Below are 20,329 nucleotides of genomic sequence, written 5' to 3'. Positions count from 1 at the left end.
ATTAAAAATGTAGGAGGATGTTAAAATGGAAAAAACAATGATGGTAGGTACAACAAATATGATGATGTCTATGGAAAAAATGATGTGTGAAATGAAGTGTATGAAGATGATGATGAACAACATGATGCAAATGAATGTAAACATGGATAAAGCTATGATGAATACAATGCATGAATGTGATGAAATGATGACTTCTACTATGTCTATGATGAAAGCTATGAAAGAGAAATGCTGTTAAAACATATTGGTATTTCATTCCGTATGGCACATAGTTTTCTATATGGTTTTTAGCTGTCATATATGAATGTACATTTGCATTTTATTTCTTAGAAGACGGTTCAATATTGACCGTCTTTTTCGGTTGTTTTCCCTATGCCAATCACAGAGGGAAATAAATATGAGGAAACTTACAATGGCCGAGTGATTAGTACTTTTGTTGTCCGAGGACATTAATTAATCAAAAAGAACTGAAGTCAAAATTGACTTCAGTTCTTTTTCTGGAACCTTATAATCCATTTTTTATTTGATTCGACCATATCCTGCAATATATTTACTCCAATACGTACTATCTAAGCTAGCTTCACCTACTCCGGAATTACTAGCATTATAAAACTTGTTATTACCAATATACATACCAACATGAGTAATACCTGATTTGCCCGCGACCGTTCCTTTAAAGAAAACTAAATCTCCTGGTTGAAGAGCCTTTTTTTCAACGCGTATTGTTTGATTATATTGATATTGTGATGTACGCGGTAATTTAATCCCTTGTGTTCCATATCCCCATTGCATTAATCCTGAACAATCAAATCCAGTTTTAGGACTATTTCCACCATATTTATATGGTTTACCTTCATATTTTTTCATCTCTGCATAGACTTTGCTAAATTGGCTCGCAGTTAATATAAATATTATAATTCATTCTTCCGTACTTACAGTATAAGGCTAACTCATAACAAAAAATCCCGTATACAATTATTAGTATTGGATTTGTTACTAATGACAGGAGTATCCTTTTTGCATTTTCCTTAAATATAGAAATCACTCCTAATTACATGAATTACTGATATTAAGTATATCTTAAATTCCAATTCACCTAGTATATATACGTCTTTATGATAGCTGAGCAACAGACTTTATTCTGTATGTGCCATAATATTTTTTAACAACTTTATTAATATTATCAAATTCAATTCCTGCGTTTTTGGCGATTAGCTTCCTACAGTGAAGCTTGGTTTTTTTTGCTGTCCTTTTTTGCAGTTGCTTTCTTAATACGTAGGCTGAAAGCTCACGCACAACTGCTCTGGCAATTTCTTTTAAAAGTTCAAACAATAATTCCTTGTTATATTACCTCCTTTTCTTCCGAATGGAAAGAAGGGAGAAATAATAAGTTAAAGAAAGCAATAGGTGTTTTTACTGAGACACATTGATTACTCTTATTACTCATTACAACAAAGTTTATTCAACTGAATATATTATGTTTTTTATAAAATAATACAAACCCTGATACAATATGACTACACTGTATCAGGGTTAATTTTTGATGTTGCACTATCCTCTAATACATATGATAACTATAGTTATCATATGATGGAGATTAGTTAGGCCAAGACCCTGTCCACGTATTGTGCCCACTTTTGGAATGGTGGTCTACTAACCATTAACAGCCGCGAATTGGCTGTTATACAGATTGGCGTAGTAGCCGCTGCGCTCCAGCAGCTGCTCATGACTGCCGCTCTCGACGACATCCCCGTCCTTCATGTAGAGGATCATATCTGCCTCACGGATTGTCGACAAACGGTGGGCGATAACGAAGCTCGTTCTGCCTTCCATCATCTTCAGGAACGCCGCCTGGATACGAATCTCCGTAAGCGTATCAATGCTGCTCGTTGCTTCGTCGAGAATTAGCATAGGCGGATCAACCAACATAACCCGAGCGATCGTCAATAGCTGTTTCTGTCCCTGGGATAGGCTGTCACCGGAGCCATTGATTATTGTATTATAGCCCTGCGGCAGCCGCTTGATGAAGCTGTGGGCGTTAGCTGCCTTAGCGGCAGCAATAACCTCCTCCTGGCTAGCATTCGGTTTCCCGTAGGCGATATTGTCATGAATTGTCCCGCCAAACAGCCAAGTATCCTGTAGCACCATCCCAAAGGTATGGCGTAAGCTGTCACGGTCCATATCGTTAATGTTAATACCATCTATCGCAATCTCGCCGGCATTAACATCATAGAATCGCATTAACAGATTCACTAACGTTGTCTTGCCAGCACCCGTCTGTCCCACGATTGCGAAACGTGTTCCTGGTTCGACAACTAGGTTCAAATCGGTAATAAGGGGGCGGTCAGGCTGGTAAGCGAACTTCACATGATGGAATGTAATCGTCCCCTGCTTAGCTGGGATATGAACTGCATCTTCAACGTCCGGTGACTCCGCCGATTTATCAAGTACCTGGAAGATACGTTGTGCCGAGGCCGTAGCTGATTGCAACTGTGTAATTATTCCGGTAATCTCGTTGAACGGTTTAGCGAACAGATTGGCATAAATCAGGAAGCTCGATAGTCCCCCGACCGATATTCTAGACATAATGACCATAATACTCCCAATTAAGGCGATGATTGAGAAGGTAACATTGTTCACGAAACGGGTGGATGGATTTGACAGAGAGCTGACGAATTGTGATTTTACCCCGGTGTGATACAATTCATCATTTCGCGCTGTAAACTCCGCAAAAGAGTGGTCTTCATAACGGAAGGCCTGAACAACCTTCTGCCCGCCGATCATCTCCTCGACATAGCCATTCAGCCCACCCAATATACGGGCCTGATCACGAAATAACTGCTGAGAGCGCATCGTGATGAACCGCGCTACGAAGAAAGTCACTGGTGCAGATAACAGCACGACGATGGTCATGAGCGGATTCGTATACAACATGAACGCGATCGCCCCGATGATTGTAACAACACCGGTTAATAATGTGGAGAATCCCTGCAGCAACCCGTCCGATATGGCATCCATATCGTTTACGAATCGGCTGATGCTGTCCCCTTGCGGATGATTATCATGATATTTCAGTGGCAGTACATTCAGCCTGTCGAACATTTCGCTGCGCAAATCATTTACTGTTTGATTAGCAAGTCGATTCGTAAGATATGTCAACAGCCAACCGAACAAGCCTCCGATGAGATACACCAGACTAAGCTGTATAAGCAGTCTGAATATGTCCGCGAACTCAACAGCACCCTTGCCGACCATATGGTCGATCGTAATCCCAATCATAAATGGACCGATCAAGCTGGAAGCTACGCTAATAATCGCACTAATGAAGGCCCAGATTGTATACCTTTTATATTTTCCTGTATAAATTAGTAGTCTTCCCCATGTTTGCTTCATGTTCATTGTTGTCCTACCTCCTCATTAGCGAACTGTGAGCGGCAAATATCTTGATAGACACTACAATCTCGCTTGAGTTCAGCATTGGTGCCGATGCCAGCAATCCGTCCGTCTTCGATGACGATGATTTTATCCGCCTGCTGCACGGTGCTAACCCGCTGCGAGACGATGAATACCGTAATTCCCTGGCTGTTTTCCCGGATCGACCTTCTTAACGCCACATCTGTGGAAAAATCAAGTGCACTCGAAGAATCATCAAGGATGAGAATATCGGGACTGGCGACAATTGCCCTGGCGATTGTTAAGCGCTGCTTCTGCCCACCCGACAAATTAAGTCCGCCCCTTGACACCAGAGTGTTATAGCCTTCTGGCATTTTCGTTATGAATTCATCAGCCTGGGCAATGATAGCTGCCCGTTTGACCTCTTGATCCGAAGCTAATTCGTTGCCCCAGCGGATATTATCGGCAATCGTCCCTGTGAAGAGCAGTGCCTTCTGCGGAACGATCCCGATCTCGCCGCGTAGCTCATGTAGACTATAATCCCTTACATCAATTCCGTTGACGAGTATTTGTCCGGAGGTAGCGTCATAAAATCTCGGAATCAAGTTCACAAATGTAGATTTGCCTGAACCAGTACCACCGATAATTCCCACAGTCTCGCCACGTTTTATCTCCACCGATATATCTGTCAGTGCCGGTTCACTCGTTGTACTATATCCGAAGGAAACATGATTAAATGTAACAGCAGGACCATCCTTCTTGTCTTCTATTTTCGCTGCAGACTGTTTTTGCTCCTCAGGCACAAGGTCAGCGATGGAAGGAACGGTTTCGAACACCTCATTGATCCGTGATGCTGAGGACGCTGCCTTGGTAAAAATAATAATCAGATTCGACACGACAATCAAAGCGAGCAAAATTTGCGTTACGTAGTTAATAAAGGCGATGACCTCGCCAGAAGATAATGTCCCCGCATTAATATGGAAACCACCAATCCATAGAATAGCTATAATTACTCCGTTGACAACAACCGTCGTTGCCGGATTAAGCAGCGCAGACACCCGCCCTACTCGGATTGCAGTGGCCGTAATGTCGTCGGAAGCCTCGCTAAATCTCACCTTCTCTGCCTGTCTCTTGGCGAACGCACGGATGACGCGAACTCCCGTCAAATTTTCGCTCAATACTAGTGCGATTCTGTCCAACTTTTTCTGGTATAACCGATACATAGGTGCTGTTTTGGTAATTATTAAATATAGAATAATAGCAAACACTGGTGTCGCCGCAATCAGAACAAGCGATAGTCTAAAATCAAGCAGCATCGACATAATGATTGCACCAATGCAAATGAACGGGGCACGAATCACAAGCCGAATCAGCATCGCTACTGCAATCTGGAGCTGATTGACATCATTTGTGATACGGTTGATCAATGATGGTGTCCCAAAGCGGTCAATCTCAGTATAAGACAGCGTCGAGATATGCCGGAACAGCGTATTACGCAGTGTTGTACCGAACCCCTGTGATGCCCGGGCTGCATAATATTGACAAATCAGTGAGCTACCGAACCCCAATATCGACATGACGACCATTAAACCACCCATCTTCCATACATAAGCGATATCATGCCTGTCTATTCCATGGTTCACAATCAGGGCCACAATCGTCGGCAGAAGAAGCTCGAAAATTGCTTCCACCAGCTTAAAGAAAGGACCAAGAATACTTTCCTTCTTGTAAGGTTTTAAAAATGTTGTGAGTCTAAACAAAGTATCATCCCCATCATAATTGTTATAAGGTCGCTTTTGATTATGAAGTGATTTCGATATCGAATCTTGAATTAACCTGGGCATTTCGGCGCTCACGTACAAACTATATACGCTCCGCTCCTCATAGCCTAGCTTCATCCAAATTTCTCAGTACTAAAAATCGGCCATTCTGAAATTGGACTAAAATATTCAATTTAATGCAATTCAAAAGGTTTGACGAATTTTATTTACCGGATATGATTAAAAAATAACATAACATCTTCCATATTAATAATATTTGTTTAGTATTTAATCTATATGAAATTAATATGGCAATTCAAAAGGAGAACCTTATGGACATTAGGCAATTGAAATACTTCCTGATGATTGCGGAAGAAGGCCAGATTACCTCGGCCGCCAAAAAACTGCAAATGGCTCAACCCCCGCTCAGCCAGCAGCTTAAGCTGTTGGAGGAGGAGCTTGGCGTAAAGCTGGTAGAGCGCGGTGCACGCAGTATCCGACTCACGGACGCCGGGGAGATGCTGCGCCGCAGAGCGCAGCAAATTGTAGATTTAACAGATTCGACGTCAAGAGAGGTCAGTGACTTTGCCAAAGGATTGAAGGGAACATTGGCAATTGGAACGGTTTCCTCCTCTGGAGCAACGTTATTAAAGGATAGATTATCCGAATTTCACAAGGCTTACACCGGGATCAAATTTGAAATCCATGAGGGAAACACGTTCAGGGTCATTGAATTGCTACAGAGTGGGGTCATCGAACTGGGAATCGTCAGAACTCCCTTTCATAATGCGGGGATGGGATACAAATGTGCGGAAAACGAGCCGATGATCGCCGTGATGACCCCGGAGCTGGATTGGAGCAGCGGGCAGGATGCAATCCGAATCGAAGAGCTGCACGAGCGCCCTCTGGTCATTTACCGCCGATTCGAACAGCTGATTCGCGAGACTTGTCAGAAAGCCGGCTTCGAGCCAAACCTATTCTGTAAAAATGATGATGCACGTACCACCCTACTATGGGCCAATGCCGGCCTCGGAATCGGAATTATCCCGAAATCCGCGTTTGAGCTGGCGAACCACAGTAGTCTGATCTATAAGGAAATCGACAGTCCTTCCCTCCAGACCAGGATCGCGGCAATCTGGATTAAGGACCGTTACATGTCCTCATTGGCCAGAAAGTTCTTGGAAAATTTCAGTAAGGAATAATAAAAGAAAGGAGTGAACAGTCGGTTCACTCCTTCTCTCTCCAAATCTTTGAGGGCTTTTTTGATCTTTTCATGAGGAAAGATCAGGCGCCTCTGATTATTTATTTATAACTATTTTTTAATTAAAAAGGCAGTAGCTGCAAACTGGGCGTGTGATTTGATATTGCAAAGCTCTCTGGCATCAATTTTCTCATCATCTACCATTTTAAAAACAACAACAACAACAACAAATCACTTTACTTTATCAATAGCCAACTTCTAAACTTTCAATACTTGTAGTAAATTCCCCGCCAAACAGCTTTTCTAAAAATAAATGACAGCTACCGAAAGTGAGTCACAGATTGAATTACAAAAAAGAACCAGCTCTTATAGCTGGTTTAATTGTGCCAATCATGAATATGAAATAAGGATTTCTAAGTCTTAAAGATAATTTGAATCTGCCAACGAATGGAATAAAAATCATGTATTTGTACCATTTTTAATAATTTATAAATTCGTTGAAATGTTCGCATCAAATTCATCTGATTTTTTAGTATCTATTTTTTCCCCATCTATTGTCACTCTTATTTCTTGTTTTTGGTTTGCTGTTACCATCCAAGCATTCGGTAAATAACGATCTTCATGGGATAATGTAGAAGGTGAATTTATAACCTTTCCTCCTAAATATAGCGTAGCAGAAGAACCTCCATCCATAGCCATTGCATTTATGGCTCCTTTTTCATATAGAATATCTTGACACTCTTTTAACGTAGCTCCTATGCTATGTGTCTGCCTACCGTCTATCACTAGAAACATTATTGTGCCGTCCTCTTTTTGGGCCATAATACTTCGTGGGGCAGAACCCCAACCACCGTCTCCTTCTGTGATCATTTTTTCTCCATTTACAATTAACTGTGGCATAAATCCTGCTGCTGAAACGACTTGTTTATCCAAAAGTTGTTGGGTAGAATAATTCCCTGTTATCATTTGTCCAAACTTTGTTAAGCCCGTAATAATTGTAGGGGTATTTTTATCTATATTTGTATCAATTGCTTTCCCATTTTGTATTACTATTCCAGTTGCAATATTTCCTCCACCCCTTCCTGTTTCATCAGCAAATCCACTTGCATTCACAGCAACAAGTGCAGTATTACGTTTTGCCATTACGCTAATTTTTTCTCCTCTTTGATCACCCTGTGTCCCTTGATGGCTAACAAGTTTAACATTGAAGGGATTGCTAATGGTAATTAACTTTCCTTCGAAAAGAAAACGACTATCTTTATTACTTTTAATTGTTTCTACATCAATTTCTAATGGCTGATTTTTTAATTCTTCTAATCTTTTTCCTGCTATTTTTTTATAAATGGCCTCATCACTATTTGACCATTTTGGATGATTAATTCTATCTTGCAGTTTATCTAGTTCCTTTTGGGATAGGAATGTATATTTCGCATATTGTGGATGCTGAGAAGTTAGTATACTTCCAGCAATTGTTACACGAAGATCTCGGCCATAGTTAGTACCAAATAATATTCCTATGCCAATAAGCATGAAAATAGACAAAAGAAGCAAAATTCGTTTGAAGATTTTTCTTAGATGTTTCATAGGTTTCTCCTCCGGCATTAATTACATTCAATGAATCTTTTAAGATATTATTTGCCTAAAGACAAAAGTGTTTGTTTCCCTCATTCCCGAGTTCCCCACTGTGTCTTGGCAAGCAAAGCAAAATACTTATTCTACATTTCGTATTTATTTCAGTGTATATTTACAAATTTAATAACGTTTTTGCAACCATGAAATAAATTACTAATCCTGTTCCGTCAACAAATGTTGTAATAAACGGACCAGAAACGACTGCAGGATCTAATTTTAATTTTCTCAGAATCAAAGGTAAAACAGCTGCAACAAGAGAGGCCCAAATAACAATAAATAATAAAGTGATTGCTACAACTTGTGCAACTTCTGTTCCAACTCCTAACATATAAGCACGAGTGAGCCCAGCTAACCCAAGTGCAAGTCCGAGAAGCATGCCAATTGCAAATTCCTTTTTCATTACACGGAAAATGTCTTTAAATTTTACCTCTCCAATACCGATTGCACGAGTAATTGTTGCTACAACCTGTGTTCCTGTATTTCCTCCAGTACCTACTAATAACGGTACAAAGAAAGCTAAGGCAACTACTGTTTCAATTTCGTCTTCAAAATACTTTAGTACTGTACCTGTATATGCTTCAGCAACAAAAAGAAGCAATAACCATGGTAGACGTTTGAAGAAAATGCTCCAAATACTAGATTCAAAGTAAGATTGATTTAACGGTTCACTTCCGCCTAACTTTTGGATATCTTCTGTAGCTTCTGCTTCCATAACATTCATTACGTCATCAAATGTTATAATACCAATCATTTCATTATTTGCTGTTGTTACGGGTAATGCTGCTAAATTATAATTCAGTAGCTTTTTTACAACTTCTTGCTGATCAACTTCAGCGTGTACTGAAACTACCTCTTGAATCATGATAGTAGATAATATCTCTTCATCTGCTGCTAGTAATAACTCATGTATGGAAACGATTCCCTTAAGATAACCATGACTATCAAGAACATAGATATAAGATATTGATTCTACATTTTCAGAATGCTCCCTAATGTACTTCAATGTCATTTTTACTGACCAATTCCCTCTAACTGCAACAAAATCACTTGTGACAAGACTTCCTGCCGTTTCAGGTTTGAAAGCCATTAATTTTTTTACATTATGTTTTGTAATTTTATTTAAATACGCCATTAATTTAGCTTGTTTTTCCGGATGAACCGCTAGAAGTAGATCTACTGTTTCATCAATCGGTTGTAAATCTAGTAACTTTTTAGCTTTGTTTTCAGATAAGTGAATTAAGATATTATATTTTTCTTCTGTACTCAAATGTTGAAGAATTTTTGAGCTTTTTAATACAGGAATCTTATCTAGTAATATGACTTGATCTTCAATTGAAAACCGTTTTACTTCTTGCGCAACATCATACGACGGATGACGTAAAACTTTCTCTGCATCCAAATTATTTTGGGTTACAAGTAATTCATTTAATAATTTCTTCATGTTAACTCCTCCTTATATTGCTAAGGGAGACTCTAGAGTTTCATGAGTGGTTTTGAGTTATTTTATCTGTCTAAAATTTTTATTAGAGCATTAATAGTTACATTGCAATCAATTTATTATTTAGAACTACCTCCTTTTTGAATATAGACAAGATAAAAATAAATAACATTAAACAAAAAAACCTTTACTCAAAAAGGAGTAAAGGTTTTTTACAATACAAATAAATGATTATTAAGACAGCTCTGTTAAAGTCCCAGAGTTGTCTTTCTATCAAATCGTATACCACTCCCTCGTTGAGTTTTAGCACTGTATAGCATAGGTTTTTATAACCAGCTACATTAAAAAGGGCCTTAATCCGACCGTTCCTGTTGACCCATTGGCGTCTCTCGACATTTTTGGGCAGCAGCGTTTCTCTATACAGGAGCCTCACCTAACAAAGATTATTGAATTACTTCAAAATTTAAACCAGATTTTAATATTTGTCAACTAACGTTCAATTCGATTCATAAAAAAATTATTTTATAGAAAAATGAAATTATATTCTATTACAAATTTAAAATTCCACTTAAAAAACATAGAATTCAAATAGATTTAATTAAAAGAAACGTTATAAAACATATGAAATCTCGTATATGAAGCTTATTGTTTATGATGAATTTTTAACTTTATAACAGAAGTGGAATCATTAGTCATACCGTACTTCAAAAGAACATTCTTCAAAAAATCTTATTATATGACTAAAATCTTCTTTACTGTTTATCAAATTTATATGGTTAAACTACTTAATCATATACACCCCAAGTCGAAAATATGTATCTATATGAGACGATTAAATACAATTTCTCACATCATTTCTCAAAGAATTATAAAGCAATAAAGAATATAAAATTAGCGATACGTATACTTGACAAGCAAAAAAAAAGTAATTATGCTGGCTACACGAAACAAATACATAAAATTTATATTGCTAAACCTGTTAGGTGAGGCTCCTATACAAACACAGGCTATTGCCCAAAAATGTCGAAAGACGCCAATGGGTAGAACAGGAATTGTCGGATTAAGGCTCTTCTTAAGATAGCTAAGTAATCAATTTCCATTACTTTACGTTGTATAGTGCCAAAGCTCTACTAGGGGGAGGAAAGCTTTATTTAGTCATGCCAATTTAAATCCCCCTAGTATGTAACTAGGGGGGATTTTTGCGTAAGAAAACAGGGTGTAAGCTATAGAATCTTTCAAAACAAAAATACTATTTAGTAGTTGATGAGAACAAGATTCTACTCATTAGCAAATGTAATATTAAGTGTTAATGTAAATCAGGAGGATATTAAAATGAAAAAAATATTAAAACTCGATTATCTATTGCTCCTCCCTCTATTCATAACATGTACTTTAGGTATTATCATGATGTATAGCGCGAGCTCCATTGTTGCTGTTCAACATTACGGTTATAACAGTAGGCATTTTGTTGATTCTCAATTAACAAAGCTATTTTTAGGAACAATAGGGTTAATAGTTTGCGCTATTCTCCCATATGAAATATGGAAAAAACGAATAGTCTCTATTTGTATTATGGTTGGAGGAATTTTTTTATTAATTATGGTTTTGTGGAAAGGAAAAGTGGTAAATAATGCTCAATCATGGATCTTTGGAATACAGCCAGCTGAATTTCTTAAATTAGGAACAATACTTGTAACAGCCCATTTTTTTGCATTACGACAAGAACAAGCTAAAAATATTTGGAGTGGTAGCGGAAAACTTTTATTTTTTTTAGCTGCAATTTTTTTCCTAATCTATAAACAGCCAAACTTAGGATCTGCACTTTTAATATTAGGTATAGGTTTTAGCATATTTCTTTGCTCTGGAATAAATGTAAATCTATTAATTAAAAGAATTATAATTGGTTCTATTTTTTGGTTACCTTTTTTATACTTTTTAATTCAATTTAGCTTGTCAGAAGTTCAAAAGACACGTATTACTACAATTCTCAATCCCTTTGTTGATGCGCAAGGAAAAGGATATCAGCTTGTAAATTCTTTTATTGCCATTGGCTCTGGAGGAATTACTGGACGTGGATTCGGAAATAGTATTCAAAAAACAGGTTATCTTCCAGAACCACATACTGATTTTATAATGGCTATAATTTCTGAAGAACTTGGATTTATTGGTGTATTTATTATATTGGCTGGAGTTTTGACTATAGTACTTCGCTCCTTAAAAATTGCACAACTATGTGTAGATCCATTCGGAAGTTTTATAGCGATTGGTATAGGGTGTATGATTGGTATGCAATCGGTTGTTAATTTAGGGGGGATTACAGGAATATTTCCTCTTACGGGTACCCCATTTCCGTTTGTAAGTTTTGGTGGAAGTTCTTTAATGGTTAATTTAATAGCAATAGGAATATTACTTAATATTTCAATTTTCAATAAAATTAAGTTCGGCAATCATAATATTTAAATATAAAATTTTTATATATTATTCTATTTTTCATAATTGCTTTTTGGAAATAATAAAATTTAACTCCATTGAGCAATCTATGTTCAAATAATGTCTAATTAAGTTTTTAACTGTATGAATATTAATTTTATTTACAAAAAAGGCAGGCATTAATATATGCTTGCCTTCCGTTTTCAAAATCAATTATACCTAAAATAAAGTGGGGTAAACCAAATCCAAAAACTGTCTTCTACGCTCTATTTTTTTTTTACTTTTCTAAAACAATTTCTGCTATTTCATTAGCATATTTTTTAGAGTCATATTCATCATAGTTACCTAGTACCACAACAGACAAAGATTCTTCTGGAAACCGCATGAAGTGTGAACGATAACCTGCCCAGCTTCCTGAATGCTCCAAGTATTTACAGTTAAAACCTTCCGCAAGCCTTAGCCCAAAAGCATAATCTTCATTGTCAATAATCGTCTCTCCAGTTGGAGAAATTTTTGGACCTATTTCGCTCATCCTTTTAACAAGGTCATTTCCACCAACGGTACCTGTAGTTAAATTCTCTCCCCATTTTACCAGGTCTTCAACTGTTGCATGAACTGCCCCATCCCCTGTATGTTCCCAAGGGCTTTCATAGATTTTATATGTTCCTTGCTCATTCTTCGAATATCCACTAGTAATTGATATAGTAGCTTGGTAGTAATCTACAATTGTTGTGTCTCTCATATTTAAAGGGTCAAAAATACGCTCCTTTGTAAACTGACGTAGAGACTTGCCATTTACCTTCTCTACCACTTGTGATAATAAAAAATATCCTGTATTGCTATACTCAAATTTTGTTCCAACCGGGAATCTTGCAATTTGATGATTTCTAAGGTGTTCTAGCGATTCTTCCACTGTTAATGTATCCGTATATTTAATATTTACTGCTTCAGCCAATTCCATATAATCAACTAGTCCACCCGTGTGATGAATTAGATGTCTCAATGTTACAGGTTCAGCATATGCTCCTATAGAAGGGACAAACTTTACAATTGAATCATCTAAATTCAATTTCCCCTCTTGTTCTAAGAGTAATATAGAAAACGCTGTAAATTGTTTAGAAACTGAGGCAATATTAAAAACGTTTTTGGTAGTTATGGGTAGATTTTTCTCTATAGAAGCTAAGCCAACTGCACCTTTATAAGTTACTCCGCTATCGAAACTAGCGATATATGCAAAGCCAGGAGCTTTTGGTGGAAATTTGTTAAATAATTGTTTAATCGATGTATGTGTCCTTTCATTATATATATTATTCATCTCAATCACTTACCCTTCGCTTAAAATGATCAGAAATATATTGAACTATTATCTTTCTCATATCGAATTCAATTGGACCACTTTTGTATTTCTACCCCCTACCATAAAAAATACTACATATAAAAAAATATCAGTATGAATGTAAGTGTTTAAAGTCATAGTATGAGTCGTATCGTCTATTATAAAAAAGCGAACTTAATTAAGTTTGCTTTTTTAAATGTTCTTCCAAATCTAATTAGTTTTCATAAAATATCTTCTGCTTCCTGTGGAACGGATATGTTTTTATTTCTTCTGTATCTAAATTTTCATGAAATAAATGAATAGCTATAATTTGTCTACAATCATAGGTATGGTAATAATATGTACCGGATTCCATACACATTGCACTTGTATATATGGTATTGTCTAATGTACCTTCGTCCGTTATCACTCCACCTTTTGGAACCTCACAAGTTGATAAGATATGAAATATGGCCGATACCCCCTCTTCTTCGTTATCTATACCTTGAATATTTTGTTTCCCAAATGCTGCCCGCACAAACCTTGATGGTGGGGTGAAATCCCCAGGTAGTCCCATCGAACCCGATCCTTGTCCAAAAGCACTTAATGGCAAATCACTCCATTGTGTTGGCGCATATGGCTGCGATTTAAGACCAATAAATTGTCTTAAATTTTGTAAATGCCAGTTAAACTCAGGACTATTGGTCATTACCCCAAGAGGATTATCATATATTTTTAGTCCTTCAGTTGTCGGCTCTAGTACAATACAATCTCCCCATCTATCCGTTAAAATCCAATGTAGCGGTGGAGTAACTCCTAAAACAGGTAATGGTACATCCAAAAAGGAAATACTATCTACAGATTTCTTTAACTCTTCGACAGAATTGAATTGTGTGAGACTCCATGCCACAAAATCAAATGGAGCCAGATTCGTTTTATTGTCATATATACTGTTACTATAAGTAGCGAATCCTGGAAAATAGAGTGTTGCACATGTCATACCTGATTCATTTACTCAGTCCGCCAGTAGTATCCTTCCTTGATGGTTAATCCCCATCCCGACAACAGCTTGCTTCGCCTCGATGGTTTCACCAGTTATATTGTTCCATTGATAACTTCGAGGAACTATTATTACTTCTTGATTGAATTCTAATGTAAAATCCATCGTTCTTGCAAAAAGATGCTGACCGCTTTTTGTCTGTAATGTCAAACTAGTACACATAAAGAACACTCCTTTATTTAGTTTATTTGAACAAAAACATATTTAATTTCTATCCTTAAGTTGATGGATGTGTGACATTACCCCTTATAAGGGTTTATGTTGTTATAAGGGTTTCCATCTGGATAACTTCCAGTATGTGATTTTACATAAGTAGCGTCATTTCTGCATTATCACAACTCATGAATAGTAAATATAGAATATCTTCACAAAAAAAACTAGAGAAAAGTTCTCTAGTTTTTTTCTACTACTGTGTAAGTAGTAGGACAAGTTAATATATATATTACCAAAATTTTACATATTATGCAATACTTTTTTAAAAAGAAAAATAGAGGCAGTAAACTCACTCTATTTTTCAATGCAATATAAACTCAATAAATAACAGAACGATTAACATTAACTTAGTTAGTAGATAATACACCTACTTCATTTTTAATTATGTTAAACTCATGGCCAACCTTCTCGAAAATATTTAGTATTTCATCAATTTGCTCATCTGTGTGCGTAGCCATAAATGATGTGCGAAGTAATTCGCTTCCTTCCGGTACTGCTGGAGAAATAACTGGATTTGTAAATAAACCGTTTTGCATTAAGCCCTGCCAAAATGAAAATGCTTTTGTAGTATCACCTATAATGATCGGTATAATTGGTGTTTCTGTTTCACCTATGTTGAAACCTAATCTTGTTAATTCACCACACACTTTTTGGGTAGTTTGAGACAATCTATCGCGTCTTTCTGGCTCACTTTCTATGATATCCAATGCTTTTATTGTGGCAGCTACACTTGAAGGAGTCATACTCGCGCTAAAAATCATGCTTCTTCCCTGGTGCTGAATGTAATCAATAACATCGGCATCACCAGCAACAAATCCTCCTAAACTACCAAATGATTTACTAAACGTACCAGTAATCAGGTCAATATCAGACTCGACATCAAAATGCTCACATGTACCACGGCCATTTTTTCCAAGAACCCCAATTCCATGTGCATCATCAACTAACACTCGTGCACCATATTTCTTTTTCAATTCTACTATTTCCTTGAGTTTTGCTAAATCGCCTTCCATACTGAAAACACCGTCAACGATAATTAGTTTCCCTACGTTTTCTGGGCAACTTTTAAGTTGTTTTTCAAGGTCTTCCATATCATTATGGTGGAAACGTTTCATTTTTCCGTATCCTAGACGTATACCATCTACAATAGAAGCGTGAACTGTTCGGTCAATAATTGCGATATCATGTCGTCCTAATAGAGGGGAAATCGCACCTAAATTTGTCTGAAATCCTGTTGAAAATACCAATGCTCTATCTTTATGTAAAAACCTTGCTAACCGTTCCTCTAGTTCTTCATGAATGGATAAAGTTCCGTTTAAAAACCTTGAACCAGATGAAGAAGTTCCAAACTTTGCGGCTGCTTCCGCAGAAGCTTCTATTAAACGTACATCGTTAGATAGACCTAAATAATCATTAGAACCGACCATCAACATTTTATTGGAATCCACAACTATCTCTGTTCCGAATTTATTTTGTATCTTTTTGAAATAAGGATACATATTATTTTCTCGTAATCCCTTAACAAAATCCCAATCATAACACTTTTTAAATATGTCCATTGTTTTCCTCCAAATATCCCTGATATCATTTATTTTATAATTGCTAATTCCAATTTCCTTAAGCACAATAAAAACTAAGTTATAAGGCTATTATTCTATAAATAATTTTTATGTTCGGTCTTTTTTGTTTCGCCCTTCAAAAATCTTAATGCAATGCTGTAACATACCAAAATGGCACTTAGAATATAAAGAGCTGTTGATACATTAAACATATCTGCAAAAAAGCCACCGAATATTGGACCAATCATCATTCCGACAGAGTACGCAACATTGAAAACGGCAAATGCAGTAGCATATGCTCCCCCTCCTAAGCGATCAACAGAATTCGCTAGTTCTGGAAGTGTAGGTGTCAAAACCAAACCAGCCGCTGCCCCTAAAAAGAACAATATAACTCCTTCTAATACCAATGAATTTGGAATCGTTACTAAAGGTAAGAATACAGCCAGAATGATTAAACCAATCATCATAATAGAAAAAGTCCCACTTTTATCTGATAACCAACCGGCAATTGGACTTGCCAATCCATATGCAAGGGTTGTAATCCCGAACAGAAAACCTATATGTACAGTATTTGCGCCTAGATGTTCCATAAGATAAATAGGCAATGTTGGTTCTAGAATGCTTATTGCGGATGACCCAAGTAAAACAACTCCAAAGATTTTTAACACTTCAAAGTCCTTAAATATTTTCAGGATGTCTACACTACTTGCTTCTTTATCTTTCGGTGGATCTTCTAATAAAAACATCCTTGCTAAACCATCTAATAACGCAATACCGGCTGCCAGTAGAAAAGGTAGTTGATATCCTCCCCATTCATATAACAATCCACCAACAGGTGCCCCTAGAAGTGTTCCAGCTGACATGAAAGTAATAACGGTCCCTAAAGCCTTACCTCTTTTATTTGCTGGGTATAGGTCGGTAATAAGGGCTAAGCCAGCGGTCCATGTGGCAGCGGCGGCAATCCCCTGTAATAGCCTTGCTAGAATTAATATGTACATATTACTTGCGAAAGCAAACATTAAAGTGCTTGCTATTAGTACTACCATTCCCCAAAGCATTGAGCCACGTCTTCCGAACTTGTCAGATACTACACCTAAAATCGGGGTAAAAACTATAAAAGTAAAAGCATAGCAACTTATTAAAATCCCAACAGTAGTCTGAGAAGCTCCAAATTTCGTAACATATAAAGGGACGATAGGAACCACTAAACTATATAGCAACATATCGATAAATACGGCCATAGAAATTACAAGTAATCCAGTTAGCGGATTTTTTTTCAGACTTTGAAATCTTGTCACTCAGTATTATCCTCCTTTCCGTTGAGATTCTGGAAATAATTGACGATTTTAACTCGTCTGAAAATTATGATATGACAATATGGTATCGTCTGTCAAATACTTCTAATTATTTTATCTGAAAGTTAGAATATGACTCTATGTCATTTTGTGCTAAATAATTCTGATTAATTCTAATTAATTGCCCCTTTCTATTAACATCTTAGTAAATTTTGCAATCTTATTCTGAGAAACTCCGCTTAATTTTATTTATATAATTTGTATATCATGTACATAAAATATAACTTGACGAAATTTTTTCTCAGTGATAGCATGAATTCTGGGTTTGCAAATTCCGTTTTTTTACAAATGACATCTCATTAGGTCACTCTAGTATTGTTGGTAGGTAGCCGTTTTAATCACTAATTAACTATTTACGGAGGGAAATTCATGTTAAACAAAGTCAAATTAGCAGCACGAGTTGCATGGTTTAAAGTTTCGAATCAATATGCAGATAGCTCCAAAGATTACGATAAAGCTAGTGATGATTATGATTCTTTCTTTTCTAGTACAATGGGAATACATTCACTAGGTTTACTAAATAAAATGAATATACAACCTGGACAACACGTATTAGAACTAGCTTGTGGAACTGGTTTTATTACTGCGGAGGTGGCCAATCGTCTAAATGGTGAAGGCACTATTTCAACTGTCGATCAATCTGCTGGTATGCTAGACGTTGCACGGAATAAAATATCTAAATATTCTGGATTGAAATTCAATATGCACCAAGGAGATATGGTGGAATTTTTAAAACAAATCCCTAGCTCAAGCATTGATACGGTGGTGTGCGGTTGGGCTATTTGCTATACAAATCCAGCTATTTTTCTCAAAGAGGTCCATCGTGTTCTAAAATCTAATGGCCAAGTTGGAATAATAGAAACAAGATGTGATTCAGAAGAAATTCTTATGAAAGCATTTGAACGGGTTCTTAGTAATGACCCTACATATTTAAAACGTTACATCAGTATTAACTTGCCACCGAATTCTCTTACCCTACAAAAATGGTTTAATAAAGGGAATTTAAATACAATTGATCGCTGGGAAGGGGAACAAATCCTGCCTTGTAAAGATGCAGAAGATGCGATGGAATGGGTTTTTCGTTCTGGTGCCGCAGCTGGCTTCTTAGATGTACTCGATAGAGATAGAGAAGAAGAAATATTACATAAAATTAAAGAACAAATAAATCTATTTATTCAACAGGGCAATGAATTTAAATTAAGCCATACATTTGTTGCTGGGGTGGCATCTAAAGGTAGTAGTATATGAAAGGCGGAAGACGAGTAAATGGGCAATGAGAAACTCCATTATATAAACAACTTAAAAGCATTTCTTGCTGTTTTAGTTGTCTTATTTCATACGAGTAGTGCCTACGGGGGAGCTGGAGGATGGTATTATATAGAACCGTCGGATGATACCATTTCCACATCTGTCCTTACTCTAATAAACGCTCTATGCCAAAGCTTTTTTATGGGCCTTTTCTTTTTTATCGCAGCATATTTTTCACCTAGGTCTTTTGACAACAAAGGCTTTTCTAATTTTTTGAGAGATAGAGTTCCTAAACTTCTTATCCCTGCTTTTGTTTATTTCTTTGTTTTAAACCCCTTGAGTATCAACCTTGTAAAGAAACAAAGTTATCTCTCGTCATTAGGCTTTTATAATTTATGGTTTGTTATGGCGTTATTCTACTTTACTGTAATGTATGCCATAATCAGAAAAACTACGGCAATAAAAATACCGCAGATTAGTTTTCCAGGCATTATGAAAATATTCGTCTTTATTATATTTATGGGTATCTGTAACTTTATTGTTCGATTACTGTTTCCAACTGATCGACTATACATACATGACTTCACACTTGGATATTTCCCTCAGTACATTGCATTATTTATAATCGGAATCATTGCATACAGAAATAACTGGCTAAATCAAATAAACGATAGAGTTGCATCCATTTATTTTAGAATTTCAATAGTTTCTATAATAACGATGCCTATTGTATTCCTTTTAGACGAGGATCGCATAAATTACTTTTTCGGTGGGTTTACACTTGAATCGCTATACTATTCTTTTTGGGAGCCATTTACATTTGTAGGCATAATTTTAAAACTATTAGTCCTATTCAAGAAGAAATTAAACTATACTACTCCCCTACTTAGTATAATTAGCCGTTCTAGTTATTCTATATATATAATTCAGGGACCAATTATTGTTGGCTTACAACTTATGTTTAGTTCGTTTGATTTAAATGTTATTTTAAAAACGATTACAGTTACAAGTTTGACCTTAGTTTTATCACTAGGGATAAGTATTCTATTGCTCCGTATTCCTAGGGTAAACAAAATAATATAAAGCACATCCTAGACATGACATACTATATACTAAATTTGTATAGGAGGAAAAAATGAAATATTTAAAACCATTTTTTTTCGTAACTGATATTGGGTTTATTCTTTATTGGCTAGTTACTATTTTCCACCTTATACCGGAAAGTTGGGCATTTAAGGATTATGATAATCCAATCATCGTGGCATGGAATTGGTCGTTTTTCCCGCTGGATATATTAATCTCCATTACCGGACTTACCAGCATATACCTATATAACAAAAAACGTTCTTCTTGGAGTTCCCTTGCTTTAATATCACTGATTTTAACATTTTGTTCTGGTTTACAAGCCATTGCATTTTGGGCTTATAGCAATGATTTCGATATTACTTGGTGGGTATTTAACGGATATTTACTTATCTATCCATTGTTTTTCATTAAAACTGTTGTTGCCCCAAAAGATAATGATAATTTTTTATACTCATCAAGAAATCACAAAATATAGTACCTAAAAGTCACTATAAACTCTCTTTTATAGTTCTCCCACAAAAAATACCCTTCGAGCTAGACACTTTTTAGTGACTATTTCGAAGGGTGTATGGGAAAAGTCTAAGGATTATAAAGACTGAGTAGAAAAAAACATATGATGAATTAAAGATAATGTAAAAA

14 protein-coding genes, 2 pseudogenes and 2 riboswitches are annotated in these 20,329 nt (G+C 36.4%); of the genes and pseudogenes, 6 read left to right on the top strand and 10 right to left on the bottom strand.

From position 1 onward, the window contains the following. The first annotated feature begins 25 nt into the window (after window positions 1-25). The gene (locus tag MR155_RS26355; RefSeq protein WP_086390030.1) at window positions 26-238 is read left to right on the top strand and encodes a hypothetical protein; all 213 of its coding nucleotides are present in this window, start codon (window positions 26-28) and stop codon (window positions 236-238) included. A 281-nt stretch (window positions 239-519) separates the two neighbouring features. Here MR155_RS26355 and MR155_RS26350 read toward each other — a convergent pair. From MR155_RS26350 to MR155_RS26335, 4 genes and pseudogenes are all read right to left on the bottom strand, one after another. Next, window positions 520-903, bottom strand: a pseudogene (locus tag MR155_RS26350) (C40 family peptidase); the annotation flags it as partial. Window positions 904-1,113: 210 nt separating this feature from the next. Next, entirely contained in the window at window positions 1,114-1,332 is a 219-nt protein-coding gene (locus MR155_RS26345) for a hypothetical protein (RefSeq protein WP_113937247.1), read from the bottom strand. 321 nt (window positions 1,333-1,653) lie between these two features. Next, window positions 1,654-3,399: an ABC transporter ATP-binding protein gene (locus MR155_RS26340; RefSeq protein WP_242311531.1), complete on the bottom strand. Its 1,746-nt coding sequence runs from the start codon at window positions 3,397-3,399 to the stop codon at window positions 1,654-1,656. After that, window positions 3,396-5,153: an ABC transporter ATP-binding protein gene (locus MR155_RS26335; RefSeq protein WP_242311530.1), complete on the bottom strand. Its 1,758-nt coding sequence runs from the start codon at window positions 5,151-5,153 to the stop codon at window positions 3,396-3,398. The genes MR155_RS26340 and MR155_RS26335 overlap by 4 nt, the downstream gene beginning before the upstream one ends. 332 nt (window positions 5,154-5,485) lie before the next feature. Between MR155_RS26335 and MR155_RS26330 the strand changes: the two genes are divergently transcribed. After that, the gene (locus MR155_RS26330; protein WP_113937244.1) at window positions 5,486-6,355 is read left to right on the top strand and encodes a LysR family transcriptional regulator; all 870 of its coding nucleotides are present in this window, start codon (window positions 5,486-5,488) and stop codon (window positions 6,353-6,355) included. Window positions 6,356-6,840: 485 nt separating this feature from the next. Here MR155_RS26330 and MR155_RS26325 read toward each other — a convergent pair whose 3' ends face one another. Next, window positions 6,841-7,938 carry a phosphodiester glycosidase family protein gene (locus MR155_RS26325; protein WP_242311529.1) on the bottom strand — a complete coding sequence of 366 codons (1,098 nt, stop codon included), beginning with the start codon at window positions 7,936-7,938 and terminating at the stop codon, window positions 6,841-6,843. Window positions 7,939-8,098: 160 nt separating this feature from the next. Then, window positions 8,099-9,427, bottom strand: coding sequence for a magnesium transporter (gene mgtE / locus MR155_RS26320; protein WP_242311528.1), 1,329 nt, complete (start codon window positions 9,425-9,427; stop codon window positions 8,099-8,101). A 277-nt stretch (window positions 9,428-9,704) separates the two neighbouring features. Next, window positions 9,705-9,872: riboswitch (M-box (ykoK) riboswitch) on the bottom strand. Between the two features lie 520 nt (window positions 9,873-10,392). Continuing rightward, window positions 10,393-10,569, top strand: a riboswitch (M-box (ykoK) riboswitch). A gap of 187 nt (window positions 10,570-10,756) precedes the next feature. Here mgtE and MR155_RS26315 point away from each other — a divergent pair. Beyond that, complete coding sequence (locus MR155_RS26315) at window positions 10,757-11,884, top strand: FtsW/RodA/SpoVE family cell cycle protein (protein ID WP_242311526.1); 1,128 nt, start codon at window positions 10,757-10,759, stop codon at window positions 11,882-11,884. A 247-nt stretch (window positions 11,885-12,131) separates the two neighbouring features. Here the strand turns inward: MR155_RS26315 and MR155_RS26310 are convergent, their stop codons facing one another. The 4 genes and pseudogenes from MR155_RS26310 to MR155_RS26295 form a co-directional block, all read right to left on the bottom strand. Beyond that, the gene (locus MR155_RS26310; protein ID WP_242311524.1) at window positions 12,132-13,169 is read right to left on the bottom strand and encodes a serine hydrolase domain-containing protein; all 1,038 of its coding nucleotides are present in this window, start codon (window positions 13,167-13,169) and stop codon (window positions 12,132-12,134) included. A gap of 235 nt (window positions 13,170-13,404) precedes the next feature. Next, window positions 13,405-14,391: pseudogene (locus MR155_RS26305) on the bottom strand (choloylglycine hydrolase family protein). 398 nt (window positions 14,392-14,789) lie between these two features. Next, window positions 14,790-16,001: an aminotransferase class I/II-fold pyridoxal phosphate-dependent enzyme gene (locus tag MR155_RS26300; RefSeq protein ID WP_242311522.1), complete on the bottom strand. Its 1,212-nt coding sequence runs from the start codon at window positions 15,999-16,001 to the stop codon at window positions 14,790-14,792. 95 nt (window positions 16,002-16,096) lie between these two features. Beyond that, window positions 16,097-17,299, bottom strand: a complete 1,203-nt coding sequence (locus MR155_RS26295) for an MFS transporter (protein WP_242311521.1) — start codon at window positions 17,297-17,299, stop codon at window positions 16,097-16,099. A 426-nt stretch (window positions 17,300-17,725) separates the two neighbouring features. Here MR155_RS26295 and MR155_RS26290 point away from each other — a divergent pair, with 426 nt between their 5' ends. From MR155_RS26290 to MR155_RS26280, 3 genes are read left to right on the top strand one after another with little or no spacing between them, the layout of a single operon-like run. Beyond that, complete coding sequence (locus tag MR155_RS26290; protein ID WP_076539111.1) at window positions 17,726-18,604, top strand: class I SAM-dependent methyltransferase; 879 nt, start codon at window positions 17,726-17,728, stop codon at window positions 18,602-18,604. An 18-nt stretch (window positions 18,605-18,622) separates the two neighbouring features. Next, a complete protein-coding gene (locus tag MR155_RS26285; RefSeq protein WP_242311520.1) occupies window positions 18,623-19,687 on the top strand; it encodes an acyltransferase family protein in 1,065 nt (354 codons plus the stop codon). 52 nt (window positions 19,688-19,739) lie between these two features. Next, window positions 19,740-20,165 carry a YvaD family protein gene (locus tag MR155_RS26280; protein WP_242311519.1) on the top strand — a complete coding sequence of 142 codons (426 nt, stop codon included), beginning with the start codon at window positions 19,740-19,742 and terminating at the stop codon, window positions 20,163-20,165. Window positions 20,166-20,329 lie beyond the last annotated feature (164 nt).

Origin of the sequence: Bacillus cereus group sp. BfR-BA-01331, assembly GCF_022663915.1 — a bacterium.
Classification (GTDB): Bacteria; Bacillota; Bacilli; order Bacillales; family Bacillaceae_G; genus Bacillus_A; species Bacillus_A mycoides.
Note: the sequence above shows the minus strand (reverse complement) of the source record. Positions and strands in the feature narration are given on the sequence as shown.

Bases quoted from the DNA above. Each gene is read 5' to 3' on its own strand.
- MR155_RS26280 (WP_242311519.1), top strand. From the start codon at position 19,740: ATGAAATATTTAAAACCATTTTTTTTCGTAACTGATATTGGGTTTATT.
- MR155_RS26290 (WP_076539111.1), top strand. From the start codon at position 17,726: ATGTTAAACAAAGTCAAATTAGCAGCACGAGTTGCATGGTTTAAAGTT.
- MR155_RS26325 (WP_242311529.1), bottom strand. From the start codon at position 7,938: ATGAAACATCTAAGAAAAATCTTCAAACGAATTTTGCTTCTTTTGTCT.
- mgtE (WP_242311528.1), bottom strand. From the start codon at position 9,427: ATGAAGAAATTATTAAATGAATTACTTGTAACCCAAAATAATTTGGAT.
- MR155_RS26330 (WP_113937244.1), top strand. From the start codon at position 5,486: ATGGACATTAGGCAATTGAAATACTTCCTGATGATTGCGGAAGAAGGC.
- MR155_RS26300 (WP_242311522.1), bottom strand. From the start codon at position 16,001: ATGGACATATTTAAAAAGTGTTATGATTGGGATTTTGTTAAGGGATTA.
- MR155_RS26285 (WP_242311520.1), top strand. From the start codon at position 18,623: ATGGGCAATGAGAAACTCCATTATATAAACAACTTAAAAGCATTTCTT.
- MR155_RS26340 (WP_242311531.1), bottom strand. From the start codon at position 3,399: ATGAACATGAAGCAAACATGGGGAAGACTACTAATTTATACAGGAAAA.
- MR155_RS26315 (WP_242311526.1), top strand. From the start codon at position 10,757: ATGAAAAAAATATTAAAACTCGATTATCTATTGCTCCTCCCTCTATTC.
- MR155_RS26355 (WP_086390030.1), top strand. From the start codon at position 26: ATGGAAAAAACAATGATGGTAGGTACAACAAATATGATGATGTCTATG.
- MR155_RS26310 (WP_242311524.1), bottom strand. From the start codon at position 13,169: ATGAATAATATATATAATGAAAGGACACATACATCGATTAAACAATTA.